At 38.7% G+C, this 26,535-nt stretch carries 24 protein-coding genes; 10 read left to right on the top strand and 14 right to left on the bottom strand.

Going from position 1 to position 26,535, the window contains the following annotated elements:
• Positions 1–77: 77 nt before the first annotated feature.
• Positions 78–1,190, top strand: a complete 1,113-nt coding sequence (locus HH214_RS01100; protein WP_169605586.1) for an acyltransferase family protein — start codon at positions 78–80, stop codon at positions 1,188–1,190.
• A gap of 98 nt (positions 1,191–1,288) precedes the next feature.
• On the opposite strand, the gene HH214_RS01095 is transcribed toward HH214_RS01100, so the two are convergent.
• On the bottom strand, positions 1,289–2,632 hold the full coding sequence (locus HH214_RS01095; protein ID WP_169605585.1) for an oligosaccharide flippase family protein: 1,344 nt from the start codon (positions 2,630–2,632) through the stop codon (positions 1,289–1,291).
• Between the two features lie 81 nt (positions 2,633–2,713).
• Between HH214_RS01095 and HH214_RS01090 the strand changes: the two genes are divergently transcribed.
• Positions 2,714–3,505 (top strand): glycosyltransferase family 2 protein, encoded by a 792-nt coding sequence (locus HH214_RS01090; RefSeq protein WP_169605584.1) that lies wholly within the window; start codon positions 2,714–2,716, stop codon positions 3,503–3,505.
• Between the two features lie 18 nt (positions 3,506–3,523).
• The gene (locus HH214_RS01085; RefSeq protein ID WP_169605583.1) at positions 3,524–4,288 is read left to right on the top strand and encodes a glycosyltransferase; all 765 of its coding nucleotides are present in this window, start codon (positions 3,524–3,526) and stop codon (positions 4,286–4,288) included.
• A 119-nt stretch (positions 4,289–4,407) separates the two neighbouring features.
• Here HH214_RS01085 and HH214_RS01080 read toward each other — a convergent pair whose 3' ends face one another.
• The 10 genes from HH214_RS01080 to HH214_RS01035 form a co-directional block, all read right to left on the bottom strand.
• A complete protein-coding gene (locus tag HH214_RS01080) occupies positions 4,408–5,628 on the bottom strand; it encodes a glycosyltransferase (protein WP_211166284.1) in 1,221 nt (406 codons plus the stop codon).
• A gap of 21 nt (positions 5,629–5,649) precedes the next feature.
• Complete coding sequence (locus HH214_RS01075) at positions 5,650–6,747, bottom strand: O-antigen ligase family protein (protein ID WP_169605582.1); 1,098 nt, start codon at positions 6,745–6,747, stop codon at positions 5,650–5,652.
• 23 nt (positions 6,748–6,770) lie between these two features.
• Positions 6,771–7,172 (bottom strand): hypothetical protein, encoded by a 402-nt coding sequence (locus HH214_RS01070; protein ID WP_169605581.1) that lies wholly within the window; start codon positions 7,170–7,172, stop codon positions 6,771–6,773.
• Complete coding sequence (locus tag HH214_RS01065) at positions 7,173–7,322, bottom strand: hypothetical protein (protein ID WP_169605580.1); 150 nt, start codon at positions 7,320–7,322, stop codon at positions 7,173–7,175.
• Positions 7,312–8,511: a glycosyltransferase gene (locus tag HH214_RS01060; protein WP_169605579.1), complete on the bottom strand. Its 1,200-nt coding sequence runs from the start codon at positions 8,509–8,511 to the stop codon at positions 7,312–7,314. Before HH214_RS01060 ends, HH214_RS01065 begins: the two co-directional genes overlap by 11 nt.
• A 37-nt stretch (positions 8,512–8,548) precedes the next feature.
• A complete protein-coding gene (locus tag HH214_RS01055; protein ID WP_169605578.1) occupies positions 8,549–10,708 on the bottom strand; it encodes an exopolysaccharide transport family protein in 2,160 nt (719 codons plus the stop codon).
• The gene (locus HH214_RS01050) at positions 10,708–11,421 is read right to left on the bottom strand and encodes a TolC family protein (RefSeq protein WP_169605577.1); all 714 of its coding nucleotides are present in this window, start codon (positions 11,419–11,421) and stop codon (positions 10,708–10,710) included. Before HH214_RS01050 ends, HH214_RS01055 begins: the two co-directional genes overlap by 1 nt.
• A 134-nt stretch (positions 11,422–11,555) precedes the next feature.
• Positions 11,556–12,647, bottom strand: a complete 1,092-nt coding sequence (locus HH214_RS01045) for a DegT/DnrJ/EryC1/StrS family aminotransferase (RefSeq protein WP_169605576.1) — start codon at positions 12,645–12,647, stop codon at positions 11,556–11,558.
• Positions 12,644–13,018: a sugar 3,4-ketoisomerase gene (locus HH214_RS01040; protein ID WP_169605575.1), complete on the bottom strand. Its 375-nt coding sequence runs from the start codon at positions 13,016–13,018 to the stop codon at positions 12,644–12,646. The genes HH214_RS01045 and HH214_RS01040 overlap by 4 nt, the downstream gene beginning before the upstream one ends.
• A 24-nt stretch (positions 13,019–13,042) precedes the next feature.
• Positions 13,043–13,906, bottom strand: a complete 864-nt coding sequence (locus HH214_RS01035) for a beta-1,6-N-acetylglucosaminyltransferase (RefSeq protein ID WP_169605574.1) — start codon at positions 13,904–13,906, stop codon at positions 13,043–13,045.
• A gap of 200 nt (positions 13,907–14,106) precedes the next feature.
• On the opposite strand from HH214_RS01035, the gene HH214_RS01030 reads away from it, so the two are divergent.
• The 4 genes from HH214_RS01030 to araA all read left to right on the top strand — a co-directional run bounded on the left by HH214_RS01030 (position 14,107) and on the right by araA (position 18,972).
• Positions 14,107–14,814 carry an NUDIX hydrolase gene (locus HH214_RS01030; protein ID WP_169605573.1) on the top strand — a complete coding sequence of 236 codons (708 nt, stop codon included), beginning with the start codon at positions 14,107–14,109 and terminating at the stop codon, positions 14,812–14,814.
• Between the two features lie 78 nt (positions 14,815–14,892).
• Positions 14,893–16,596: a ribulokinase gene (locus HH214_RS01025; protein WP_169605572.1), complete on the top strand. Its 1,704-nt coding sequence runs from the start codon at positions 14,893–14,895 to the stop codon at positions 16,594–16,596.
• 85 nt (positions 16,597–16,681) lie between these two features.
• The gene (locus HH214_RS01020; protein ID WP_169605571.1) at positions 16,682–17,383 is read left to right on the top strand and encodes an L-ribulose-5-phosphate 4-epimerase; all 702 of its coding nucleotides are present in this window, start codon (positions 16,682–16,684) and stop codon (positions 17,381–17,383) included.
• An 89-nt stretch (positions 17,384–17,472) separates the two neighbouring features.
• Positions 17,473–18,972, top strand: coding sequence for an L-arabinose isomerase (gene araA / locus HH214_RS01015; RefSeq protein ID WP_169605570.1), 1,500 nt, complete (start codon positions 17,473–17,475; stop codon positions 18,970–18,972).
• Positions 18,973–19,074: 102 nt separating this feature from the next.
• On the opposite strand, the gene HH214_RS01010 is transcribed toward araA, so the two are convergent.
• Positions 19,075–20,418 carry an APC family permease gene (locus HH214_RS01010; protein WP_169605569.1) on the bottom strand — a complete coding sequence of 448 codons (1,344 nt, stop codon included), beginning with the start codon at positions 20,416–20,418 and terminating at the stop codon, positions 19,075–19,077.
• A 167-nt stretch (positions 20,419–20,585) separates the two neighbouring features.
• On the opposite strand from HH214_RS01010, the gene HH214_RS01005 reads away from it, so the two are divergent.
• Together HH214_RS01005 and HH214_RS01000 are read left to right on the top strand one after the other, a co-directional pair.
• Complete coding sequence (locus HH214_RS01005) at positions 20,586–21,173, top strand: hypothetical protein (protein ID WP_169605568.1); 588 nt, start codon at positions 20,586–20,588, stop codon at positions 21,171–21,173.
• A gap of 119 nt (positions 21,174–21,292) precedes the next feature.
• A complete protein-coding gene (locus tag HH214_RS01000) occupies positions 21,293–23,170 on the top strand; it encodes a DNA topoisomerase IV subunit B (protein WP_169605567.1) in 1,878 nt (625 codons plus the stop codon).
• Positions 23,171–23,277: 107 nt separating this feature from the next.
• Here the strand turns inward: HH214_RS01000 and HH214_RS00995 are convergent, their stop codons facing one another.
• Positions 23,278–25,302: a PAS domain-containing sensor histidine kinase gene (locus tag HH214_RS00995; protein ID WP_169605566.1), complete on the bottom strand. Its 2,025-nt coding sequence runs from the start codon at positions 25,300–25,302 to the stop codon at positions 23,278–23,280.
• Between the two features lie 275 nt (positions 25,303–25,577).
• Here HH214_RS00995 and HH214_RS00990 point away from each other — a divergent pair, with 275 nt between their 5' ends.
• A complete protein-coding gene (locus HH214_RS00990) occupies positions 25,578–25,778 on the top strand; it encodes a hypothetical protein (protein ID WP_169605565.1) in 201 nt (66 codons plus the stop codon).
• 408 nt (positions 25,779–26,186) lie between these two features.
• On the opposite strand, the gene HH214_RS00985 is transcribed toward HH214_RS00990, so the two are convergent.
• Complete coding sequence (locus tag HH214_RS00985; protein WP_169605564.1) at positions 26,187–26,465, bottom strand: hypothetical protein; 279 nt, start codon at positions 26,463–26,465, stop codon at positions 26,187–26,189.
• Positions 26,466–26,535 lie beyond the last annotated feature (70 nt).

Below are 26,535 nucleotides of genomic sequence, written 5' to 3'. Positions count from 1 at the left end.
TAGCTATAACTTAACCCTTAATAATCCGTATTAAATTGCTGTATATTAATTCTAGTTTCCACGTTATACGCTGTCACATGAAAGAAAGGTTTGAAGTTTTAGATATTTTCAGGGGTATATTTGCAAGTTTAGTAGTTCTCTTTCATGCCAGTGCATTTTCGGCAACTCCATTAATAAATAACAGTTTTATTAAGCATTCCGACTTGTTTGTCGATTTCTTTTTTATTCTAAGCGGGTTCGTAATTGCTTACAGTTATCAATACATTACTTCAGGCCATGACTTAAAGCGTTTTTATTCAAAACGTGTTTACAGGCTTTATCCGTTACACTTGGCCGTATTATTGGTTTTTATTGCTATCGAGCTGTTAAAAGGAGCAGCTTCGCATTACGTACATGTAAATAAACTGGTTAATGAAAGCAATAACCTGTACACCGTATTGACCAACTTATTGCTGCTGAATTCTGTTAAGTTTCCTTTTGTGCATGATGTGAGCTGGAACATTGCCAGTTGGTCCATCAGTGCCGAAATGATTTCTTATTTGCTGTTCGGTTTAACGGTGGCTGCAATTAACCGTAGCGGTTTGGCGAAAAACAGAAATGCTGTTTACATTTTAGTAGTATTTATAGCAGCAGGTTTATTATACTTTTTTACAGGTAACTTCAAATTGACCTATAATTTTGATTATGGCTTTTTACGAGGAACAACAGGGTTCTTTATCGGTGTAATATGCTACAATACTTATCAAGCTACTAAAAAAATTCAAAGCAAATTATCGTCTTTAACCTACCATGTTTTGGAGCCGGTACTGTTTTTTGGTACACTGGTTATGGTGTATTATGGTGGTATTTATGAAAACCAAGGTTTTATATACGAAATATTGTTTTTTGCTAACGTGCTGTTGTTTGCTTCGCAAAAAGGATGGTTATCTAAATGGCTGATGAAATCACAATTATTACATCAAACCGGTAAATACTCTTATTCTATATACATGACACATACGCTAATGCTGAGCTTGTTCAATATCGTATTCATCCGCGTACTGAAGTTTCCGCCATCGGCATACAGTTATTTAATTATTTTAAATTATCTACTGATTTACTTTGTATCAGCCTGGACGTTCAAAAATATTGAGATGCGATTCAACCAAGTACCACAGCAAAAAGGTAAAAAGGTGTGGTGGTTATGGTAAATTAATTCAGATATAATAGAATAGAAACAATAAAGGGTATCTCAATGTGTAGTAATTGAGATACCCTTTATTGTTTCTAATGTTACGAAAACCGCAAATTACATTTGCAGTTTTCGTTTAGCCAATGTTTGTTGTAATAACAACTTGGTTTCTTGATATCCGGTTTTGAATATACTCCAGTATGAAAAGTTGCAGTACTTGTTCAAGGCCCAGTAACCAATAAGCGTTCCGGTGATAATTGGGAACACTGTAGCTACAGCTATACCATAAACGCTATGTGTCAGGTAAATGCTTAAGAAATCGGTAATGATGTTTACCGCCAGCATAACCAGTACTTTGTAAAAGTTGATTTTAGGTTGATGAATTACGTCCAGCGTAAGGGCAAAGAACCGATCTGGTGGGAAGATAATAGCAAAGGTTAGAAATAAGCGAAACACATTTGCTGCTTCTGTTCCTGCATATTTTCCACCACCAATAATGTAAATAGGTACATCAGCCAAAGCACAGCCCAGCAAAGCGCCAGGTATGAGTAGGAGGGATAACATGCCGGCATACTTTTTCATGATTTGAATAACACCAACACGATCACTCTGATTGTAAGCGGCTGATAGTTCAGGCATACCAGTAGCTGCAAAGCTGCGCAAAGGAATTTCTACCAGCTGCATTAAGGTTTGTCCGAGGTTATATATAGCCAAAGCTTGCTTGCCCAGCATAAAGTTGATAATGAAGGTATCAGATGTGCTGAACATATTAGCGCTTAAAGCCGTGCCTACACTGTACTTGCCGAAGTTGTAAATATCTTTTACTGTAGCTGTGGTGCGTTTCCCTAAGGTAGTAATTCGTGTCCAGCTTTTGCTTAAGGCATAGATGCTAGTAATCAGGTTGGATAGTAGATAAGCAAAAAGTACATGAATAATAGTCATGTTGCCAGTTATCATCAGCAATATAATAAATACAATGAAGCTGCCTTGGTTACTCAACCTAATGTATAAAAGTTTATCAAATTGCTGTTCGCCTTGTATCACGCAAGTGGCTAAAAACCAAGGTAAAGAAAAAGCATAGTACAAGCCTGAGTACTTAAAAAACATGACCAAGCCTTCATCTTTAATCTGGTTTAGAAATAGTAACGAGGATAAGCTAACCACTACCAGTACGCCTGTAATACACAAGCCTAAAAACCAAGCTGAACCAGCTACATCCGCAGTACGGTCTTTATTTGCACCAGCGTAAAATTTGATAAACGCCGTAGTCAAGAAACCGGATCGAAAAGTATCAACCAGCAACAAGATGGATTGAAAAAATACCCAGGTGCCCGCTTCTGATTTGGACAGGGTGCGGTAAATCAGTGTCATGGTCACCAGTCCTAATCCTGACATGATGATGTTGCCTGTTAAAGATAAAAAATGTTTGTTTCGGACGAGATTAATAACCTTTAGCCACATTATACGTAAAATTATGCTTAGCAAGAATGAGCGAATAGTGCCTGTAAAGTAAAGGCACCACTGGCATGTCAGCTTTAAATTATGGATGTAAACGAAATAGCCTTCCCAGAAGTTACTTTATTAATTACACACTACAATCGTAGCCAATCATTAGAACGATTGCTGCAAACTTTTAAAACCCAACAGATGGTTTTTGGTGGTATTGTAGTATCTGACGATGGAAGTAAACCGGAACATCTGAATCGTTTAAAAGCTTTGCAGCCAGAGTATGGGTATAAGCTGGTTACTACACCTGTAAATAAGGGTTTGGGTAATAACATCAATAAAGGTCAGGATGCGGTAACTACTCCATATACCTTGTATGTGCAGGAAGATTTTGAACCCAAGCCAGCGTTTGTACAACATTTTAAAGATGCATTGGCCTTTATGAAAGCTGACCTGGGGTTAGATATTGCTCGATTTTATGCCTATTTCAGTTACCCATATATAAAAAGCTATGGTAAAGGCTTTGCCGAAATGTTATTCAAATCATCAATACTGGCCAGTAATCATTTGAAGTTTTACGTGTACAGCGATCACCCGCATTTGCGACGTAGCAACTTCCTTGAAAAGTTTGGCCGTTATCCTGAAGGAATCAAAGGCGACCTTACCGAATATGGTATGGCTAAATCCTTCATACAGCACAATGGTCGGGGACTGTTTTTTGAAAACTTTAACGACTTGTTTTATCAAAAAAATTCATCTGATGAACCAAGTACCATGAACCGTGCAAGCTGGCGGGAAAGTAAAAATCCATTAGCTCTAGCTCTACGTGCCGTTTACTTACAGTTTAAACTCATACGCTGGACGTATGATGTATTGTACAAGCGTTAATTCTAATCTTATTATCCTATGCCTGTCAGCACCTTTCCGGAAGTTACTTTATTAGTTACTCATTATAATCGTAGTCAGTCGTTAGAGCGACTATTACAGACTTTTCAAAATCAGCAAATTGTTTTTGGCGGTATTGTCGTATCTGATGATGGGAGTAAACCTGAACACCTGAACCGTTTAAAATCTTTGCAGTCGGTGTATAATTACAATTTAGTTACCACTCCTGTAAACAAAGGCTTAGGGAACAACATAAACAAAGGTCAGGATGCAGTAACAACGCCTTATACACTATATATACAAGAAGATTTTGATCCTTACAAAAATTATGGAGTTCATTTGAGTGATGCATTATCTATTATGCAGGAGCGTAAGGATATTGACTTGGTTAGGTTTTATGCTTATTTCAAATACCCGTATTTGAAGCCTTATAGAAATGGGTTTTCAGAAATGGTATTTAAAATATGGTATCTAGGCTATCGTAAGTTTCATTGCTACAGCGATCATCCACATTTAAGAAGAACCAGTTTTTTTAAAAAGTTCGGCCGCTATCCTGAAGGATTGAAAGGCGATCGTACGGAATTTTTAATGGCTATATCTTTCCTAAAAAATAAAGGTAAGGGAATGTTTTATGAAGATTACAAAGGTTTATTTGATCAAGTGAACTCATCGGATGAGCCTAGTACTATGACGCGTAGCGATTTACGTCAGAGTGGTAACGTATTGATTTCAATGTTGCGTGGTATTTACCGTAATGTAAAGCACACTTGGGAAGTGCTATTTTAACAAATACGCTTGCAGCCTATCTGTTAAAGTAATCAGGCTGCTTTAAAGAAAAATTTATTTTCTCTAGAGCAGCCTGAAGTTATGGTAATAAGGTTTAGAAAATACTTATTTATCAAACATTAAGCTTGCACACTTAAGGTTTGTTCAATCGCTTGGTAAATTTCGTTGACATTGTTTTCCCAGGTATGTGTAGCTGCAAAGCTGATCCTTTCTTGCGCTAAAGCCTCACTGTTCTCAATTAAAGCTTTTTGTATTAGTTGCAGGTAATCGTTAGGTGTAGTACCTAAGTAAACGTGCTCTTCAAATACGCTCATCGCATCTGTACGGGTAGCAACAGTAGGCTTGCCTAAAGCAAGATATTCATCTATTTTGCGCGGATAATTTCCGACTGTAACTTCGTTAAACAACTGAGGATTAATACATACATCAAATGCATTAATATATGCTGGTAATAGTTCTGGATCTTTAGCACCTAAAAAATGAACGTTAGGCATTTTATGTAAATCGCCAACTTTAAATTGTTCATCCTCCGGACCTACTAATACCACGTTCCAGTCAGGTCTTTGTTGAGCGATGTGCTTTATTAAATCCATATTCAGCCTGATACTTTGCAAAGCACCTACGTAGCCGATAATAGGATGGGAGATACCCGCTATATCCTGAGGTGGCGAATTCTGCCGGTTATAGCCTGTAAATAAACCCAAGTCACAGCCTTGGCCAACATAGTAGGAGTTAGGGTTATATTGGCGACAGTAATTAGCTAAGTAAGTAGAGTTAGCTACACATACGTCACTTTTGGCTATTAACTCTGGTTCCAGTTTGCGGCCATGTAGCTTCCAGTAATCAACTGCCAGCATATAATCGCGCGAATAATAGATGCTTATGGCTGGTTCCAGAATCTCTTTCAAGTAAAAGCTTCTGAACATATCATTGTCGTTAAACAATATATAATCTTGAAATCCAAGTTGTTTAATAGCTTTTTGTATAGAACGGGCAAAACGATGGTTGTTAATTCTGTTCAAAAAAGAGTAGATGATGTCATTCTTAATCCAGTTAATAGATTCAATAACTTCATCCGGGTAAAGGTTCCAGATGTTATCCTGTATTTTTACCAGCCCATTGGCTTTACCTTTTATTACCTGAAGACGTTTTTGTACTGCGGAAATATTCTTATGCTTAAACAGCGTAATTCTGTCTAACGGCGAGTTAATGTACAAAACCCGGTTATGCTTACTAAACTCAAGCGCAATGTTTTTGCAGTTGCTGCCAATTTCAACATCCCAGGGTTGCTGGCCTACAATCAGAATGTCTCTACCTTTAATCATATTGTTTTCGTTCATCTGCTTTTACGCAGCATATATTTAGGAAAGTTGTGTTTTTAAGGAATTTTGTTTTTGCAGCGTAAGCTCCTGATCAAGACGTAGTGTAATATTTATAAGCGCCACTTCCATATAAAAGAATATGTTAGACGGATACTGCACTAAAGCCTCCTGCGGAAAGTTGCCTAAGTTGTAAGCAAACAATACCATCGTCATGGCCAAACAATAGGTTTTCAGTTCCGGGTCTTGTATCTTATAAAAGTTGCTGATGCCTGTTTTTAAAATCAAAAACATCATTGTGCAAAAAATGAATAAACCTAACCAACCATCTTCTACCGCTACCCGTATGTAGCCGCTATCGGGCGGGAAACTAGCCAGATAAGAACCCGGTGCAAATTTTTTACCCCATGCACCTGTAGAGCCCAAGCCACCACCCATGGGGTGTGTTAAAATATAAGGTTGTATGCGTTTCTGGTTGTTTTTACGTGCCGTGTAGGAGTCGTCATTATTAGGCCGGAAAGCGGTTTGAAAACGCAAGAGGTTCTGATTGCTGGTAGGCATATTAATCAGTACAACTAAAAATACAGCAGCAACACAGGTAAATATTAATACATTTTTGTTGTAATTCAGAATGGCGAAAATAACCAGTGCGCCCGGTAGCAGCACGTTGGCACCACGCGTGCCTGAAAACAACATAGCATCAAAGAAAAACAGGATTAGAAGCCCTAACACTATCTTTTTCCAAAGCTTAATTTTTCCGGCAATCAGGCAAATGCACAAAATGCTGGGCATAACCATATTGTAAGAGAATGCTACTGGATCAGAAAAAATAGAGAATTTTCGCCAATGCCCACCTATCAGCAGTAGAGATGCAATATTAGGGTCGGAGTTAAGATAAGCTTCTTCAGAGGCCGAGAAACCAATGTATTCCTGCTTAAAAGCGTATGCCGCCGCTATAACGCTTAACAGCAACCATAACTTAAGTAGTAACCTGATGAATTTAACTGACCGTACATTGTACATGTATATGAAGTACCCTAATGTAACTACGGCAACACTACGCACTGTATATATCCATGCTCCACGGGCTTCAGTAGTGGGATTGCCTACTTCCAACAGGTTATAAACCAGCCAGACCATCAGGATGTTGGTGATAGGGCCTTTTAAAATGTCACCATCTTGGTTTTTTTTGGAATGTATAAGTACCCCAATAGCAATAAGCCTTGTAAACCATCCATAGCAGTACCTATGGGTATAGGTATGTAATCAGCCACTTGCCATAACATGTATGCCATGACCAATAGTATAATAATGCCGAACTTAGGATAAGTAACAATACTATATAAAAGAGGGAAAGCGCATAAAACCCCAACTAATATAGCACCAAATATAACCCCTTTGTAGGCGGTACCTGCGGCTATAATTAAAGCAAATACAACTAATAAGGCAACCCCGGTTTTGTTGTACAACTTCTCAATAATAAATACATTCTTTAGCCTGCTCAAAAAACTTTGGCGAGCAGATGCATGGTCAATGCCTTGGAGGGTTACAAAAAAATCAGTCACTTACAGGAATAAAATTTTTACGAATAAGCCGAATGTGCTTAGAAATGCAACCACGATAGCCACAATGCGGGTAATCCGATCTATACGTGCTTGTGTTACCGGATTAACAACATTACCTCGCAGAACTTTTTCACTAGGATTAATTCTCATGATTATTCAGGTTAACGTTATCGGATGTACTATTATAGGTGTGCTGTGTAGCTACTGAATACTGGTTTGCTTTGCGCGATTTAAGTAACGACAATACCTGGAAATAGATGAATTTAGGAATGTTAACCAACGATTGATAAATACGCTTATCTGTAGGCGACATTACCAGCGCTATCCAAAATCCTAATACAAACAGCAGAAATCCGCTTACCCAAACCAACACACCTGCTACGCTGATGAATAGATTAGCTATTAAGCAGATGATAGCTAATAGTAAAAATATAAACAGCGGCGGACGTAGTAAAATCAACCCGAACAAAAATTGATTCATGCTCAGGTTACTGAAAGATTTGCCTAGTAGGGTAAAGCCGTATTTGAAATATTTAAACCAAGTATTAATCCAGCGTGAACGTTGTTTAACCAACTGATCGGAGTGGGTGGTTTTTTCATCATATACAACAGCTTTACTGGTAAAAGCTATTCGTTTATTCTGGCTTAGTATAGCTGATTGTAAAACTTTATCAAAACCTGCACCCGATACATCACGGCTCTCTAAGCAGTCACGGTACAATTTCGTGGTAAAGGCCATACCGGAACCTGCCAGCGTTGCTGATGAACCTAAACCAAACAATATTTTACCATCATAAAAATGATAATATATATCACGAGCTGCATCCAGGCAGGCGTAAGTAGTGTTCAGGTTTTTAGCTTCACGAATACCTTGTACAGCTACAAAACCTTGATTAAAAAGCTTATTTAATTCATGTAAGTATGTTGGTTCAACTAAATTATCACTATCAATAATTGTAAGTCGTTCATGCGGACGTTTAAAATGATTGATAGCATAAAAATGTGAGCGCGTGTTGCTGGCTAAAGTTTCTTCTGGGCGCAAAATAACTACACGTTCATCAGCAAAGTGCAGAGTACTGATATCGCATTTATCAGCAACTACATAAATAAGATAGTTGCTATAGTTCAGCTTTAATAAAGAGTTTACTACATCGGGTATAGCGCTTATCTGTTCATAAGCTGTTACAATAATGCCGTAATCAGCTTCTTCAGTAGGAGAGGCAACCAGCGGGTAATTTTTTCTTTTTAGATTATAAAATAAATATAGTATCACTGGCAAAAACAGATTATAGCCAACCAGTACTTGAAATGCAATCCAAACTATTTTTAATATTATCATTACGCTATATTCCGCTATCTATTTTAAACTGATTAAATTATGATGCAGGCAACTGATTTTTATCTACTTCATTTAGTACCCATCCGCTAAAATGTGCATCCAGGCTTTTCAAATAATTAACCTGCTGCTTTCTGGTTCCTTTAATGGTTTGCCCTGCTTTAAACACGGTTACTATTTTATCGGTAAAGTCAATCCACTCTTTTGATTTGTTGAGGGTAGATAAAGCTGATGCCTCAATAATAATGATGTCAAATTGCGCTTTAAGTGCATTAAATGCATTGGTAATGTTATGCTCAGTATCCAATTGTAGTAAAGAAATATCACCGCCTTTATTACCCAACACGCTTACCTTTGATGCAGCTACTAAATTTTCTGCCGAGAGTTTACCTGATAAATAATCTTCCAAAAAATATTTAGCTTTTACCGCTTCAGTAATGCCAGGTGCATTAAAATTACCATCAATCAGCAATACATTTTTGTTAATTAATGCATAAGCATAAGCCAGGTTAAGGGCTAAAAATGTTTTACCTTCGGCAGCTGTTAAGCTGTTGATCAGAAGCACTTTGTTTTCATGAAGGTCGTGGTCTACCTCATAACGGATAGACTGCAATAAATTTTTAAATAGTTGTGTATCCTGGTCAGTTTGCGCACCGGTCCAAATCTGTCTTAAATCAAGCGATGAGCCTTTAAGTTTGTGTAGATAACCTAATACCGGAATTTTGGTGGTATTAGCTAGTTCATTAGGGGTCTTAACGCTATTATCCAGGTAGAACAAGATAAATAGTACCACAATACAAAACACAAAGCTGATTATACCGCTGATAATTACCAGCAGCATCTTTTTCGAGGGCTGTGCCGTGCCAGGCATGGCCATTTCAATTTGGCGTAACTGCACCGAAAAGTTTGATTGCAGCTGGCTTTGATTGTATTTGTTTAAAGCATCAATATATTCATCATGCGCCACGTTAATGGCATTCTCGTCGGCTTGTACAACAGCCTCGTGCGGTACTAAAGTGTTCAGTCGAACATTAAGCCGGTTCAATTCATTCTGAATAGATTTAACACTGTTTTGAGATAAGTCATACTGTATTTGTAGTGCAAGCTTTTGTTCTATTAAGTGCTGTTTAGAACTCAACGGATTAACCGTATAGGTATCAGAGTTCTGGTAAATTTGTCCGGTTAATACACTGTTTAACGAGTCGAGCTGCCTTTTAATAGCGGGATTGAAGCTGCTTTGTACATATTCGCTATTCAAGCGCTGTAACTGAAAGCGGGTATTCAGTACTTGCTGACTCAGCTTAATCATGGAGCTTTCCACATATTTCCGATCGGCTGGGTCAAACTGCTTGTCAATATCTCGTATGGCAGCTAGGGTAGAAATAGTGTTTTTTTGAGCTTCTTCTGCACGGGTTTCAAAATCAGCAATCTGCCCGTATAAAGCTCTCGCCTGTTCATTCAAATTTAGTACACGATTTTGAATCTTATACGTTTTAAGGCGGTTCATGCGCACGTTAAGACTATCTTCTTTGGCTTTCATTAAATCGCCATAGAATGTTACTGCTTTGTGCTGATTATCTTTTACCAGTAAAGTATAGTACTGAATAAATTCTTTACACAAATCATTAATCAGCAAAGCTGACAAATTGGGGTTTTCTGAATCATACTGCAAATCAATAAAGTCGCTGTTATCTGCACGATATATTAACAGTTTTTGAAGTACTGATTCATCATCATATTTCATGGATTTTATCAGCTCATACAAACCTTTCTGGTCAGAGTTGAATAGCGATAAGGACTGGCGTTTGTTATAATAACTTGTGTAAACCTCAACAGCATGTTTTTTAGCATTCGAATTTAACTGCTCCATCAATTTGCTGGGCTTCCGAAAAGGGGTGGCACTGGTTAAGTCATGAATCATTAACTGGTAAGATACCTGATCCAACATCTTTTTGGATTTAATCATCGCAATCAGATTGCTGAATTCCTGGCTAATGCGTGAATCTTGCAATACCTCACCGGCAATGCTTAAACTTTGCTGCGTTTGATCAACCAAGCCTGTAGCCAGCTGCGCGTTAGAAGTATAAGTATCCGGTTGGTTACGTACCAGAAAGTAAGTAATAATGACAGTAACTAGCGGAATAATAATAAGGGTGAACTTGTGACGTACAAGTAATTTAATAAAGCTACTTAATTCCATTACTTAATATTTTCTAGTTTATCACCTATCAGTTCTTCCAAGTCAGCTTTAGCTAAAAACAGGTTAGCTTCAGCTCCAATTTTACTTTCGTTCTGTTGAGTGAGGGTGATACGCGCTTTGGTGTAGTTATCTAAAGTTTCTTCTCCTTTTTCAAACTTATAGCGTACATTTTTCAGCATGGTTTCAGCATCAATGCTAGCTTCCGATTGCAATTTTAATGCGGCTATTCTTTGCAGGTAAGTGTAATAACGTTTTTTTACCAGGGTAGCCAGGGTAATTAGATATTCATCCTTTTCATCAGTAGCTACTAATAGTTCTTTTCTAGCCTGTTTTACTTGATAAGGCTTTTGCAATAAGGAGCCCAAACTGAAAAATAAGCCAAATTGTGCACCATTAAATAAGCTTTGATGACTGTTCACGCTCCCGCTATTATCAACCGATTGGTACAGGTTCAAGGTGTTATTGGGCTGATATACGTACGAAACGGTAAACGGATCGAAGTATGCAACTTTAGCTTTGCCAATGTTGTTCTTGGCAACATCAACACGGTGATCCAATGCTTTTACGTGCGGGTAATTAGCTTTTGCTGTAGCTATTAATTTATCCAGATAAGTTTCAGAAATGTCTGGTATAATCGTGTTTTGTGCCAGTACAAAGCAAGGTATGCTTACTGTAAATAACAAAAAAGTAGCAATTGTAAATATTTTGTTCATCAATAAGTATCTCTCTAAAATTAGGTTTCTTAATTTTCTTGAATAGGGCTGAAGTACCTAAAGTATCCTTATACGATAAAAATTTAGCTTAGTTATTTACACAACAAAGTTTTGTAAAACTGAACAGAAAGTCACTAGCTTTCAAATGCATTCATGGTTTCAATCACCTGCATAATGTTTTCAGGTGTATGGCAATATGAGCAAGGTAAGCTTAGTGTGGTTTGATGTATTTCTTCAGCAATTGGGTATCGCTGGTCCTTAAACAAGGGCTGCAACGCTTTTTGCTGGTGTGGTGGTAGAGGATAATGAATCTCGGTTCCAATACCGTTTTGCTGTAAATAATCTTTCAGCTTATTACGTTGTGCATAACGTATATTAAAAATGTGGTAAACATCTTGATAATCATCTTCAACAACAGGTAATACATAATCACTTTTTAAATGCTTTATGTACAAGGCGGCCAGTTTTTGTTTGTGCGTGTTAATTTCATCCAGCGCCTTCAATTTTATAGTTAAGAAGACAGCCTGCAATTCATCTAATCTGGAATTAACGCCAACACGCTCGTTGTAATATTTCACTGATGAGCCATAATTGCGTAACTGTCGGATGATGTGAGCAAGTTCACTGTTATTAGTAGTTAGTGCACCGGCATCACCCAATGCACCCAGGTTTTTAGTAGGGTAAAAGCTGAAAGCACCAAATTCACCGAAAGTGCCTGCTTTTTGGCCCTTGTAAGTAGCACCATGGGCTTGAGCGCAGTCTTCAATTAAAATCAACTGATATTGACTTCTTATTGCCAACAATGCATCCATATCGCAGCATTTGCCATACAGGTGCACAGCCATAATTGCTTTGGTTTTAGACGTAATAGCTTGCTCTACTGATTGCGGATCCAGGTTGTAGGTGCGAATATCCGGCTCCACTAAAACAGGCACCAAGTTGTTGTTCAAAATAGCGAGTATAGTAGCAATGTAGGTGTTGGAGGGAACAATAACTTCACTACCCGGTTCAAAGTTGTAAGCCTTGAGTGCCAGTGTAAGCGCATCTAGCCCATTGGCTACGCCCACGCAAAAATCTGACTGGTTGTAGGTAGCAAATTGTTGCTCAAATTCTGCTACTTGTTTACCTAATATATACCAACCCGAATCTAAGAAAGTGGCAAATTGGCTTTTAAAGGCTTCTGTAAAGGGCTTGTTTAGTTGCAACAGATTTTCATACGGTATCATGCGCTGTGCTGGTAAGGTTCAAAAATATAATCCTTAGCATTGAATGATGTAGAAGCCATCACCAGCAAAATAGCATCAGGACTAAAGTTGGTCATTACATGCCAGTCTTGCGTTTCCAGAATCAAGCATTTTTCAGGCGTATCCATTTCAAAGTGCTCAGTTACATCACTATTATCATTAATAATGGTACAACTGCCTTGTATGCAAATGGCAGCTTGTACAGTGGTGTGATGCCGATGACCGCCACGGGCCGAATTGTCTACACCATAAATGTAAAAGATACGTTTAATATCAAAGGGGATGGCTTCATCCAGTACAGAAAGGTGTCCGCGGTTGTCAGTAAATGTAGGTATATGAATTAGGTAAGCCATTCAATAAGTATGCTCAGATTTTTACTAGAAAGTATCCAGTATATCTAACAAACGTTCGTCTGTATTTACACTGAATTTGCGGGCAAACAAATCATCTGAGGCTTTAAGTTTTTCTACGTCCTCCATACCTAATACTTTAGGATGTGATCCGCCTGCCGACCAATCAATATACCGATAATCGTTATTGACTAGCTCATCCTTGTACGGCGAATTCATTAAAATAGTTTGAAAAACAAATTCATCACTGCCCCAAGTGAAGTTAAAGAAGCGCCTGAGATGTGGATTACTTTCTACATAATCAACCACATACAAAGCTTTTTCTATTTGCAGCATCCAAAACATGCTTTTGCCATAAGGTTTAAGATCATTCGGTATACGACGCGGCGGAAGTATTCGGTTAATCCAGCGTTCTAAAAAGTATTGCCCTTTAAACTTGTAATTAGTAAAATGGTATTTTGTAATGCGCGGAATTGCTTCATGCCATTCCTCTTCAAAGCTTTGATATTCAAGAAATTGTTTGCCATTGTTGCGCTCTAGAAAGTCCAGAATATATTCAGCTGATTTAATAGGGTAATCTTGTCCGCTTATAAAATTTAAATACTGGTAAGTTTTACCTGTAGCTGCAACTTCCTTAATACATTTAAAAGTGGCTTTTATGGTGTTGTAACCTGCCCATCTTACATCTTCCCGATCTTTTATAAAATAAACATTAGGGTATTGTTGTAGATAGAGGTATGGCTCCAAACTGTATTTTTTATCTACATGTATATAGAAATCAAACTTATTGTGCGACAATCTTTTAATTAGTCGCTCAGTAAGTTGAGGATTGGTATAGGTAAGTATAATATGTGCTACTTTCATATAATTAGTATCCATTCTGCTGCGCATAGATGGATAGTTTTAGCGTATTCTGCAATTGATATGTGACATTGCTAACAATATTGTGCCACTTCATTCAGACTTATACTGATTGTATAGAATTTTAGTTTAAAGAAATTGATAATGAATTAAGATTTACAACTGATTGAAAAGCTATAGGTAAAGCTGTATTTATTACACTAATTTGCTACTTTAGCCCTGTTAACATTATGAAACATATAGGCTCGCCTAAACTTACCGTTGCTGTTGATTGTATTGTATTTGGTTTTGACGGCTTTAATCTAAAATTGCTATTAATTAAGCGCGCATTGCAGCCTCAACAAAACAAATGGAGTTTAATGGGCGGTTTTGTTAATGAAAGCGAAGGCGTAGATGAAGCGGCTAGCCGGATATTACAAACCTTAACCGGGCTTACCGGCGTGTACCTGGAGCAATTGCATGTTTTTGGCGGTGTAGACCGTGATACAACGGAGCGAACCATTAGCGTAGCTTATTTTGCTTTAATTGATATTGAAAGATATAAGTTGCAGCTAAGCCATGAGTACGCTGCCGAATGGTTTCCGGTACAAAGCACGCCTAAGCTGATTTTTGACCATGACCAAATGGTAGAAGCAGCTAAAAAGAAGTTGCAGTATAAAGCAGCATTACATCCAATATTATTTGAATTGCTGCCCAGTAAATTTACCATTCCGCAAATACAGAGCATGTATGATGCTATTTATAATGTAAGCTTTGATAAGCGAAACTTTAGTAGAAAACTGCTGTCAACCGGGTTGCTGATCAAACTAAATGAAAAGGATAAGCTAGGCTCAAAGAAAGGTGCTTTTTATTATACATTGAATAAAGACAAATACCAGCAAAATCTGTATAAGATTTTAGGGTTAATTATAGCACCGGAACACTTGCAACTTTTATAATAAAAATTTTTGGTTATTGCCGCAGACACTTACTTTTACAGAAGTATTTAAGTGTCAAACTAACAATTAAAACCAATTATGAAAGAAGATGCCTACGTCATAGGAGTAGATTATGGTTCAGACTCTGTGCGTTCGGTAATTGTAAATGCCGGCAATGGGAAAGAATTGGCTACTTCGGTGTTTTACTATCCGCGCTGGCAAAAGGGTTTATATTGCCAAGCTTCCGAAAACCAATTTCGCCAGCACCCGCTGGATTATGTGGAAGGGTTGGAGCATACCATCAAAGCTTGCATTGCTAAAGCAGGTACAGAAATTGCATCCAAAATTAAAGCTATTGCGGTAGATACTACTGGGTCAACTCCGGTGGCTATAAACCAGCAAGGAGTACCTTTGGCCTTACTTCCTGAGTTTGCCGAAAATCCTAATGCCATGTTTGTGCTCTGGAAAGATCATACTTCGGTTCAGGAAGCCGCTCAAATCAATCAGCATGCTACACAGTTTTCTACTAATTATTTGCAGTATGTAGGTGGTATCTACTCTTCGGAGTGGTTTTGGGCTAAGCTGCTACATATTTTGCGCGTAGATGAACAGGTGCGGCAAGCTTGCTACTCCTGGGTAGAGCATTGCGACTGGGTTCCATTCCTGTTAACTGGCGGTAATGATGCCGCTGCTATAAAACGCAGTCGTTGTGCGGCAGGGCATAAAGCACTATGGGCTGCCGAGTTTGGTGGTTTGCCACCTAATGAGTTTTTCTCTTCACTTGATCCGCTATTGCAGGGTTTTACCGAGCGTTTGTTTAAAGATACTTATACTTCTGATGTTGCAGCTGGCAATCTATGCCAAGAGTGGGCGCAACGTTTAGGCTTATCTGCCGATGTAGTGGTTGGTGTAGGTGCTTTCGATGCACACATGGGTGCTGTAGGCGGGCAAATTGAACCCTATCACCTGAGTAAGGTAATGGGTACATCTACCTGCGATATTTTAGTAGCACCTAACCGGGATATGGAAGGTAAACTGGTTAGCGGTATTTGCGGGCAAGTGGATGGATCTGTTATCCCGGGCATGTCGGGCCTGGAAGCTGGACAGTCAGCTTTTGGGGATACCTATGCATGGTTTAAAAACTTAATTGCTTGGCCATTGCATAACCTACTATCTGGTTCCAGCCTGATTGATGTGCAAACTGCTGGTGCATTGCGTGAAGAAGCTGAAGGCAAAATCATACCTGAACTGAGCCGCCAAGCCGCCTTATTACCCTTAGATGAAGAGGCGGAGCTGGCAATAGATTGGTTTAACGGTCGTCGTACGCCGGATGCTAACCAGTTGTTGGAAGGTACCATTACTGGCTTAAATTTAGGCAGTGATGCGCCTCGGGTATTCCGTGCTTTAGCTGAAGCAACTTGTTTCGGTGCCCGCAACATTGTGGAACGGTTCCGGGCTGAAGGCGTGCCGGTAGAAGGCCTGATAGGTATTGGTGGTGTAGCTAAAAAATCACCATATATCATGCAAATGATGACGGATGTACTGCAAATGCCAATCCGCATACATCAGTTTGAGCATACGTGTGCTCTTGGTGCAGCCATGTTTGCAGCTACCGTAGCTGGTTTGTACATTAAGGTAGAGGATGCAATGGAAGCTATGGGTGGTGGTTTCGAAATCGAATACCAGCCTGATGCTAATAATGCCGAGTTCTATAACAAACGCTATCAGCGTTATTTGAAATTAGGTGCATTTACCGAGCAAATGATAGTGGGTGCTGATGAATTTGCATCAAGCAATGGATAGTAGTGCAAGCTGTCCTATACACTATCAAGCAAATTAACTCTAACCCGAAAAAACATAAAAATAAATATTCGATAACCGAATCAAGATGAGCCAATACGAACATATACAGAAAGCCGCTTACGAGGCAAATATGGAACTACCTAAGTTGGGGCTGGTTATTTTTACCTTTGGTAATGTAAGCGCAGCTGATCATACTCTTGGCGTATTTGCTATTAAGCCAAGCGGTGTGCCTTATGAAGATTTATCACCCGAAAAGATGGTGATTGTTGACTTTGACGGTAATACAGTTGAAGGTACTTTACGCCCTTCATCCGATACCAAAACTCACGCTGTTTTGTACAAGAACTGGCCAGAAGTTGGTGGTATTTGCCACACACATTCTACATACGGAACAGCATGGGCTCAGTCTCAGCGCGATATCCCGATTTTTGGTACTACCCATGCCGATTATAATACGTTTGATATTCCATGTGCTCCACCTATGAGTGATGAATACATTCAAGGCAATTATGAATACCAAACAGGTTTTCAGATTATGGATGCATTTACCCAAAAAGGCTTGGATTATAAGGAGGTAGAAATGGTACTGGTAGGTAATCACGCACCTTTTACCTGGGGCAAAACCGCAGCTAAAGCAGTACACAACAGCGCCGTACTAGAAGCCGTTGCTAAAATGGCTTATCTCACCGAGCAAATTAATCCGCAAGCGCCCAAGCTAAAAGAATCTTTAAAAAGAAAGCACTTTGAACGCAAGCACGGACCTGATTCTTATTATGGTCAGGCCTAATTTCAGCTAAGTTATTACTTGATGAATATAATAGTCTTAATAACTCAATGCACTTAAACTAAATTAATATTTAATAACCATTAACCACAATGATAAATTTAAAAGAACTTGAAGTATGGTTTGTAACCGGTAGCCAAGATTTATATGGTGAAGACACTCTGCGCCAGGTAGCTGAACATTCGCAGCAAATTGCTGCGGGTTTGAATAATGCTGCACCAGTACCTGTTACTGTAGTTTTTAAACCTACTGTAAAATCATCTGAAGAAATATTTAACCTTATTCAGCAGGCTAATACAGCAGGGAATTGCATTGGTTTAATTACATGGATGCACACTTTCTCGCCAGCTAAAATGTGGATACGTGGATTGAGTATCTTGAAAAAGCCAGTGCTGCATTTGCATACACAATTTAACAGCGAAATTCCATGGTCAAGTATTGATATGGACTTTATGAACCTAAACCAAAGTGCTCACGGCGATCGTGAGTTTGGTTTCATGATGTCGCGTATGCGTTTACGCCGCAAGGTAGTGGTAGGTCACTGGCAAGAGGCTGAAGTAGCTGAACAAATTGGCGTGTGGGCTCGTGCAGCGGCTGGTTGGCACGATTGGCAAGGCGCTAAATTTGTACGCTTTGGCGATAATATGCGCTTTGTGGCCGTTACTGATGGTGATAAAGTGGAAGCTGAACTTCAGTTTGGGTTTTCAGTAAATACTCACGGTATAGGCGATTTAGTGCAGGTAATTAATGCAGTAGATTACGCGCAGGTTGATCAGCAAATTGCTGAATATCATGATTTGTATGAGGTGGTACCAGCATTACAAAAAGGCGGCGACCAACATCAGTCGTTGGTAGAGGCAGCAAAAATTGAAGTAGGTCTGCGTACCTTCCTGCAGCAAGGCGGCTATAAAGGTTATAGTGATACTTTTGAAGATTTGCATGGTATGGCGCAACTGCCTGGTATAGCATCACAACGCTTAATGGGCGAAGGTTATGGCTTTGCTGGCGAGGGTGACTGGAAAACCGCAGCCTTGGTACGTGCCATGAAAGTGATGGGATCAGGATTACCGGGTGGTAACGCCTTTATGGAAGATTACACCTATCATTTTGATGGTAATAATTCATTGGTGCTGGGTTCACACATGCTGGAGGTTGATAGCTCGTTAGCAATAGGCAAAGCACGTGTAGAGGTACACCCGCTAGGTATTGGTGGTAAAGCTGATCCGGTACGATTGGTATTTAACGCAGGATCAGGTGCAGCGCTTAATGCTTCTATCGTAGATATGGGTAATCGTTTCCGAATGATTGTAAATGAAGTAGAAGCTGTTGAGCCACAGAATGATTTACCAAAATTGCCAGTAGCACGAGTATTATGGAAGCCATACCCGGATATGAAAACCGGTTGTGCTGCCTGGATTCAGGCTGGTGGTGCTCACCACACCTGCTATAGCCAGAACTTGACTGATGAACATTTACACGCCTTTGCTGAAATGGCCGGTATTGAATATTTGCTGATTGGTAAAGAAACTAAGCTACGTGAACTGCAAAAAGAAATTGCCTGGAACGATGCTTATTACAAAATGATTAAATAATAAATTTCATCATCTTATATTCAAAAGCCACAGCTGTTATTAGCTGTGGCTTTTGGTTTTTAATACAATTATGGTTGAAAATACGTCTTTGTAATAGACGAATTATAAATTGATTTCCGCGGGGTTGCCTTTTCTATCTTTACTCCATTTAGTAAGATAATAAATTAGTAAGCCGGCTGCAAATGCGCCCAGACAGTATAATGCTCCCATCGGGTTTGCTACAAAAATGCTGAGGGTTACAAACCAGTAAACAATAATAAATAACAAAGGTACAAATGGGTACCATTTAATAGTATAAATGCCGGTGTTGTTGAGGTGCTTGGTTCGCTTGCGTAAAATAAAAATAGCCATAGCCGCTGTTGATAGGCTAATGGTTTCAAAAAACATACTATAGTTCAGCATCTGGCTAAACGAGCTTACAAAAAACAAGATCACCAAAATGCTGGCGGCTAAAAAGGTCATGCCAAACTCTTGTACCTGTGTACGTGGGTTTACTCGTTTAAATATATTAGGCAACATGCCATCTTCGGCCATTGCATAGTACACGCGGGGTATAGCCATCATGTTTACGTTTACATAAGCCAGCACCGAAATAAACATGAGTACTGAAGTTACTTTAGCACCTACGCCGCCAAATAGTACCGCTGCCATTTTAGCCGCTAAGGCAGTATTTTGTTGCAACCCGATCATACCTAGTACTTGGTAATAAGCAAAGTTCACTGCCAGATACACCGCTATCACAACAGCAATACCCATAAGTATAGCTTTAGGGATATTACGCTTAGCATCTACAATATCACCTCCAAAATTGATGGTTTGCTGATAGCCGGTATAGGTAAAAAATACGGCTACCAAACTTAGCCCAAATGAGGATAGTGGATTACTTGCTTGTATAATAACTGGTAATGCTTGTGACGGAGCGTTATTTTTGAACACAGCCATGCATAGCATAGCTATCATGCCGATTTTAAATAAGGTAAGCAGATTTTGCGCTCGGGCACTCATTTTTATGCCTAAAAAATTAATCAGATAAACTATAATCACCATAGCGATGGTTGTGATTTTAGTACCTGTTTCATTTTGCAGGCTGGCAGGCAGTAGCATGGGGTTGATATATTCTGCACCAATTAGGGCTACAGCTGCTACCGATGCTGTGGTGCTAATAATAGCTATCCAGTTAATCATGAAAGCAAAAGCCGGATGGTAGCAGTAAGAAAATAGCTTATAGAAACCACCTGTGTTAGGGTAACGGGCACCAATTTCGGCAAAGGTAAGGGCTCCGCATAATGTGATCAGGCCACCAAACACCCAGGCTGTAAAAAATAATGGTGTGCTACCTGCACGTATGGCCACCTCGCCCGGCGATTTAAAAATGCCTGTACCTATAATAAGGCTGATTACAATCATGGTTAAATCGAAACGGCTTAGTTTAGGCTTGATCGACATTGTTTGGCTGGGAGTTTAATTTTAAAATTAATGTTATACTTTTGTTTGATATTTACGATAGCAAGTTTAATATATAAATATTAAAATAGTTAATAGTGCTACTAATAATAAAATCTATAAAAAAGCGGGTATATGCTATCGCTATAATAGCTTTGAGCACAGTGCTAATGCATTTTAATACGATAGCACAAAATAAAGCCAAAACCCGGCAACCTGTGGTGCCCGATCATCAGGTAGTTACATTTAAAAAGCTGGCTGAAGATGCAGGTATCAGTTTTACTATGCCTGATAATTTCAAATCAATAAAAGTTATCAATAGTGAAAATCTTTCTTTCGATTATGCTATGACTATGCCAGGGCATACTTTTGAAATCTTGTTTAATGTACAATCGGTAAAGCCTGATTGGGATAACTATGAACATAATAAAAATACACCAGGCAGAATCGTTCCAAATCCGGATTCAAGTTATTTGGATGCAAGCCAAGCTCAGGCTGCTACGCTGAGCGCTGAATCTAAGTATTTTGTAAGAAACGTTTCGCCACATATTCTTACGCAGTTTAATGCAGATGCCGGTAAAACTTATTTAGTTAATTTACAGGATCTGCCCGAAACACATCATTATAAATATGCGTTGATTTTTGCACTGGAAAAAAATCGTATTGGCTATTTTACCGCAGTGTGTTTAACAAACGATAAAGGACCTGAGTTTTACCGTACCATTAACCAGGCTCGGAGTTGTATTAAGTTTAACTAACTATAAGTTGTATAATGCTAATTATTTTAGTATATTTGATGTGCTTTTACAGGTTGTACTATGTACCTAACCTGTAGGTTTTATAATGAGACAATTCTGTAAATTACTGATTTTTTACTATGGCAGAAGTTAATTATAGCGAAGATAGTATTCGCTCGCTCGACTGGAAAGAGCATATCCGTTTAAGGCCGGGTATGTACATAGGCAAGTTGGGCGACGGTTCAGCTTATGACGATGGTATTTATGTATTACTGAAAGAAATTATTGATAACTCTATTGATGAGTTCGTAATGGGGGCCGGTCGTACTATTGATGTAAACCTAAGCGACTACAAAGTAACTGTGCGCGATTATGGCCGCGGAATACCACTAGGTAAGGTTATTGATTGCGTATCGAAAATAAATACCGGTGGCAAATATGATAGTAAGGCTTTTCAAAAATCGGTAGGCTTAAATGGGGTAGGTACTAAAGCTGTTAATGCGCTTTCTGCAGCATTCACTGTACAATCGTATAGGGAGGGGCGAACCAAGATTGCTGAGTTTAATAAAGGCGAACTGCTACGTGAGGAGCCTGAAAAAGAAACCACACAGCGTAATGGTACAGCTATCAACTTTACGCCAGATGATAGTATTTTCCGAAACTACCATTTCATACCGGAGTTTGTACAAAACATGATCTGGAACTATGTGTTCCTGAATGCTGGTTTAACCATTAACTTTAACGGGCAAAAGTTCTTTTCGCAGCATGGTTTGAAAGATTTGCTGCAACGTAATACTGATGCAGAAACTATTCGTTACCCAATCATTCACTTAAAAGGTGAGGATATAGAAATAGCCATGACGCACGGGCAGCAGTATGGTGAAGAGTATTACTCGTTTGTGAATGGGCAACATACTACCCAGGGTGGTACACACCAGGCCGCTTTCCGTGAAGCCGTAGTTAAAACCTTACGTGAGTTTTATAAAAAGGAGTATGATGCGTCAGATATACGTGCTTCTATAGTAGGAGCTATAGCTATTAAGGTGCAGGAGCCAGTTTTTGAATCACAAACTAAAACCAAACTGGGTTCGCAAAACATAGGGCCAGACGGGCCAACCGTTCGCGGCTTTGTGAATGATTTTGTTAAAAATGAGTTGGATAATTACCTGCATAAAAATCCAACTACGGCGGCGGCACTTGAAAAACGTATTCAGCAATCAGAACGCGAGCGTAAAGATATTGCCGGCATTAAAAAGTTGGCTAATGAGCGGGCCAAAAAGGCATCGTTACATAATCGTAAATTACGCGACTGCAAACTACATTTTGATGATACGCACGAACGTAAACAAGATACTACATTATTTATTACCGAAGGTGATTCGGCCAGTGGTTCTATTACAAAATCGCGCGATGTATTAACGCAGGCTGTATTCAGTTTGAAAGGTAAACCGCTTAACTGCTTTGGTCTTACCAAGAAGGTGGTTTATGAAAATGAAGAGTTTAATTTGTTGCAACATGCTTTGAACATTGAGGATGGTCTGGATGGTTTACGGTATAACAATATTGTATTTGCTACCGATGCCGATGTGGATGGTATGCACATACGGTTACTTCTAATGACTTTCTTTTTGCAATTTTTCCCGGACCTGGTAAAAGCCGGGCATGTTTCTATCCTGCAAACTCCGTTATTTAGGGTGCGCAACAAAAAAGAAACTATTTACTGTTATAGCGATGAAGAACGCCGTAATGCAATAGCTAAATTGGGTAACAAGCCTGAAATTACCCGATTTAAAGGTTTGGGCGAAATTTCACCTGATGAGTTCGGCTTGTTTATTGGCAAGGATATGCGCTTAGATCCAGTCATTTTAAAAGATGCTAACATTAAAGGCTTGCTGGAGTACTTTATGGGTAAAAACACACCAACACGTCAGCAGCACATTGTACAAAACCTACGAGTTGAAAAAGATGATGAAAGCGTTAATCCGCTGGTGGCCGAAAGTGAAGCCTTAGTAGCTTAATGTACATGTTTAATATTGTACATTCACTATAAATGAATAGCCTTTGTAAACCTATTTACAAGGGCTTTTCATTTATTAAACATTTACGTAAATAATAAAAACTTGCTTTATTCAGCAGTGATGGGTAGAGTAAACCAAAAGGTTGAACCTGTATCTGCGTTACTTTCTACCCCAATGTTTCCATGATGCCGTTTAATGATCTCGGCACATAGGTATAAACCAATACCAAAACCCGATATCGTTTGGGTATGCTTAGTTTCCACCCGGTAAAAGCGGTCAAATAGCTTAGCTTGATCTTCCGGCTTAACGCCCATACCTTCGTCTTTTACCCACACTTTAGCCATGCCGTTTTCTATAGTACAACTTATTTCAATAGCTTTCCCTTGAGGCGAATACTTTACTGCATTACTAAGCAGGTTGTTTATGACTTGCAGTATCTTCTCTCTATCACCAGTAATATTTATAGGTTGGCACGGTGTATAAGTGAATTGATGGCTGTTGGTATATAGAATTGATTCATCCACTACTTCTTTCAATAAATCCTGCAAATTAAAAGTTTGAGTAGCTAAATGGATTTTACCTGATTCTAGTCGAGCTACATCCAAAAAACCCTTAATCAGGGTGTTCATCTTGTTAATTTGCGCATCTACCTTGTCGAGGGTGGCGGCAGTAAAATTATCTTGTACTTTTTTTGCTTTGGCGCTGAGTACTTGTATATAAGCCTTTGCCGATGTAAGGGGCGTTTTTAGTTCATGGCTAACAATAGCAATAAAATCATTCTTACGTATATCATCTAGCTTGCGTTCAGTAATATCTAAGATAGTGCCTGAGAAATGAGCATGCTTGCCATCTTCTGGTTGATATACTTTTCCGGTTGCTCGTACCCACCTGAGCTGGTTATCATGGTAGCCTAAAATAGGGTACTCCAAATCATAACTTTCCCCTTTGTTAATAGAATTTTCTACTGCTTTAATTACAAGGTCTCTATATTCATCAGTTATTTGGGTTATGGCAACATCATAGGGCATAATCTCGTCCGGGTAGTAGCCAAACAATTCCTTTAATCGAAGAGAAGGTACAAATTCTCTGGTTTCTGCATCAATATACCAAGTACCCAAATTGGCCGATTGTACAGCCATGTTAAACATTTCCTGAATACGTTCTTCTCGTTTTTTTTGCTCTACTCTTTGCGTTACATCCTCCAGAATAACCAATATACTAGTTACTGTACCATGATTATCTTTTATTGGTTGGTAAACAGAGTTAATATACGCATCTCTTAATGTACCTTGGTCATATAATTTTATACCTATTTCAGTATTAATTCGAGTTGTACCTGATGTGAAAGTTTCATCTAACCACTGTAATATAGGTTGATTTCCAAGTTCCGGACGGGCTACACTTTGAGGGAAATCAATTACTTCTTCGTACCGCCTTCCCCAAATTTTGAGTATGTTTTCATTGGCAAGTTCTATCACCTGTTCTCGTCCTCTCAGCAGGCACATGCCTAATGGGGCTTGGTCAAATATTGCTCTGAAGCGTTCTTCGCTTTCTAATAACTTATCGTAAAGCTTTTGAAGTTCATCTTGCGCTAGTAGAACCTGATTGCTTAAGGTAAGTAGTTCTTCATTGGTTGCTGTTAATTCTTCATTAACTGCCGACAGCTCCTGGTTGGTGGTTGTTAACTGTTCGTTAAGCAAACGGTTCTCAGTCGCTGTTTTCTCCCTTGCTGTTCTTGACAATACCAGCTCAGTTACATCTGTAGCTGTGTGTAAAATACAACAGGTTTCACCATTGTTGTTTTTAATAGCACGGTAAACAAAATCAAAGTACGATGTTTGGAGTTGTCCATTTATTTGCAGTGTTGCTGATGACTCCTTTGCTTCATAAGTAATACCGGTTCGCCATACTTCTTTCAAGAAGCCTAAAAAAGGCTGATCTTTAAGTGCGGGAACAGCATCCGCTAAATTTAGCCCGATAATGCTTCGGTCTTTACCCCATAAGCCTAGCATAGCATCGTTTGCCATCTCAATTGTAATATCTTCAGATGAGTATATTGCCGTGGCATCTTTAGAAAGCGCTAAAATCTCAAGCAGTTGCCGGTCGCTGAAACGGGCGTTAGAATGATTCATGTACAGGTAATAGTGGATAGACAAAATTAAGTATTTTTTCGGGGCATACTAAAACATCATATTTTGTTTATAGCTCCTTTAGTGATAATAGTTACAATAACAGGTGTTCTCATAAATAAGCTTATCGGATGTTTTATAATTATCATTGTACCCCGTGCTTGTTATGAATAATGTTTAATATGTAACAGTGTTGTGATATGACTACTCTGTTGGAGATCAAGTACAAATTAGGTATAGTATGGATTGATTCTTGAACAAAGGATTGTATAAACATTATGACTACGCCCAACAAAATGAAAATGTTTACAGCTATAGTAGCTATATGCATTTTATCTATTTCACATGCTTTTGCTCAGAAGTACAAAACTTTAGCCGATACGGTAAAGCTTAATGCTGAATACAAAAAAGTAAATACTGAAATTACTGACTTAAACAATCAACTTACAGAAGCAAAAGCTAAACTGCCAGATTATTAATCGGCTAGCAAATCAGACGCTTCTGATGCCAAGGCTACCGCGATGGCTAGTAAACAACAGGCGGACAAAGCTACTGGCGGAAATTTATCCGATATTAAAAAAGAAGAAAAATAAGCAAAAAAGGCTGATAGCGAAGCTGAAAGTGCTAAAGAAGCAAACAACAAATTAAAAGATCAAAACAAAAAAATAAAAAGTCTTACATCACAGCTGAATAAAAAGCAGAAAAAATTAGCTGAGTTAGATAAAGAACGAACAGCTATCATGAGTCAAGGCCAATAATTAGGACTTGAATAAACATTTGAAAAAGAGCCTTCTTGTAAGTGGTACAAGAAGGCTCTTTTTTGTATAAAGCTTTCACCTTGATATGAAAGCCTTTAATGCAGGAAGTTTAATTAAATACTAGCGAACCTACGATGCATCTGTATAAGTTTGTAATTCTTGCTTGTTTAGCTTAATATAAATACGACTTCCTGCATGAATTAAGCCTGATACCATTTGAAATGGTTCTTCAGTTATAGAATAGTAATGGTCGTATTTTTTTCTTAATACGCTGAGTAGGGGCTTTCTTTTAGCAGGCAACAATGTAATGGATACAACACTGTCTTGTAGTTCGAACTTAGCCATACAATATTTATAACCATGTTTAATCAGGTAGCCTAGCACCTTGGGTGTAAGTAAAATATCCATAGATGTATTGCTTACTACAAAGATAGATATAGATGGTTTTTGCGTATAGGTATAAATACTTGCTTTATTA

The organism is Mucilaginibacter robiniae (assembly GCF_012849215.1).
In the GTDB taxonomy this organism is placed as follows: domain Bacteria; phylum Bacteroidota; class Bacteroidia; order Sphingobacteriales; family Sphingobacteriaceae; genus Mucilaginibacter; species Mucilaginibacter robiniae.
This window is presented reverse-complemented; position numbering and strand designations above follow the sequence as displayed.

Excerpts from the sequence above, each read along its gene's own strand:
- HH214_RS01100 (WP_169605586.1), top strand. The coding sequence starts at position 78 with ATGAAAGAAAGGTTTGAAGTTTTAGATATTTTCAGGGGTATATTTGCA.
- HH214_RS01095 (WP_169605585.1), bottom strand. The coding sequence starts at position 2,632 with ATGTGGCTAAAGGTTATTAATCTCGTCCGAAACAAACATTTTTTATCT.
- HH214_RS01090 (WP_169605584.1), top strand. The coding sequence starts at position 2,714 with ATGGATGTAAACGAAATAGCCTTCCCAGAAGTTACTTTATTAATTACA.
- HH214_RS01085 (WP_169605583.1), top strand. The coding sequence starts at position 3,524 with ATGCCTGTCAGCACCTTTCCGGAAGTTACTTTATTAGTTACTCATTAT.
- HH214_RS01080 (WP_211166284.1), bottom strand. The coding sequence starts at position 5,628 with ATGAACGAAAACAATATGATTAAAGGTAGAGACATTCTGATTGTAGGC.
- HH214_RS01075 (WP_169605582.1), bottom strand. The coding sequence starts at position 6,747 with ATGGTCTGGCTGGTTTATAACCTGTTGGAAGTAGGCAATCCCACTACT.
- HH214_RS01065 (WP_169605580.1), bottom strand. The coding sequence starts at position 7,322 with ATGAGAATTAATCCTAGTGAAAAAGTTCTGCGAGGTAATGTTGTTAAT.
- HH214_RS01060 (WP_169605579.1), bottom strand. The coding sequence starts at position 8,511 with ATGATAATATTAAAAATAGTTTGGATTGCATTTCAAGTACTGGTTGGC.
- HH214_RS01055 (WP_169605578.1), bottom strand. The coding sequence starts at position 10,708 with ATGGAATTAAGTAGCTTTATTAAATTACTTGTACGTCACAAGTTCACC.
- HH214_RS01050 (WP_169605577.1), bottom strand. The coding sequence starts at position 11,421 with ATGAACAAAATATTTACAATTGCTACTTTTTTGTTATTTACAGTAAGC.
- HH214_RS01045 (WP_169605576.1), bottom strand. The coding sequence starts at position 12,647 with ATGATACCGTATGAAAATCTGTTGCAACTAAACAAGCCCTTTACAGAA.
- HH214_RS01040 (WP_169605575.1), bottom strand. The coding sequence starts at position 13,018 with ATGGCTTACCTAATTCATATACCTACATTTACTGACAACCGCGGACAC.
- HH214_RS01035 (WP_169605574.1), bottom strand. The coding sequence starts at position 13,906 with ATGCGCAGCAGAATGGATACTAATTATATGAAAGTAGCACATATTATA.
- HH214_RS01030 (WP_169605573.1), top strand. The coding sequence starts at position 14,107 with ATGAAACATATAGGCTCGCCTAAACTTACCGTTGCTGTTGATTGTATT.
- HH214_RS01025 (WP_169605572.1), top strand. The coding sequence starts at position 14,893 with ATGAAAGAAGATGCCTACGTCATAGGAGTAGATTATGGTTCAGACTCT.
- HH214_RS01020 (WP_169605571.1), top strand. The coding sequence starts at position 16,682 with ATGAGCCAATACGAACATATACAGAAAGCCGCTTACGAGGCAAATATG.
- araA (WP_169605570.1), top strand. The coding sequence starts at position 17,473 with ATGATAAATTTAAAAGAACTTGAAGTATGGTTTGTAACCGGTAGCCAA.
- HH214_RS01010 (WP_169605569.1), bottom strand. The coding sequence starts at position 20,418 with ATGTCGATCAAGCCTAAACTAAGCCGTTTCGATTTAACCATGATTGTA.
- HH214_RS01005 (WP_169605568.1), top strand. The coding sequence starts at position 20,586 with ATGCATTTTAATACGATAGCACAAAATAAAGCCAAAACCCGGCAACCT.
- HH214_RS01000 (WP_169605567.1), top strand. The coding sequence starts at position 21,293 with ATGGCAGAAGTTAATTATAGCGAAGATAGTATTCGCTCGCTCGACTGG.
- HH214_RS00995 (WP_169605566.1), bottom strand. The coding sequence starts at position 25,302 with ATGAATCATTCTAACGCCCGTTTCAGCGACCGGCAACTGCTTGAGATT.
- HH214_RS00990 (WP_169605565.1), top strand. The coding sequence starts at position 25,578 with ATGACTACGCCCAACAAAATGAAAATGTTTACAGCTATAGTAGCTATA.
- HH214_RS00985 (WP_169605564.1), bottom strand. The coding sequence starts at position 26,465 with ATGGATATTTTACTTACACCCAAGGTGCTAGGCTACCTGATTAAACAT.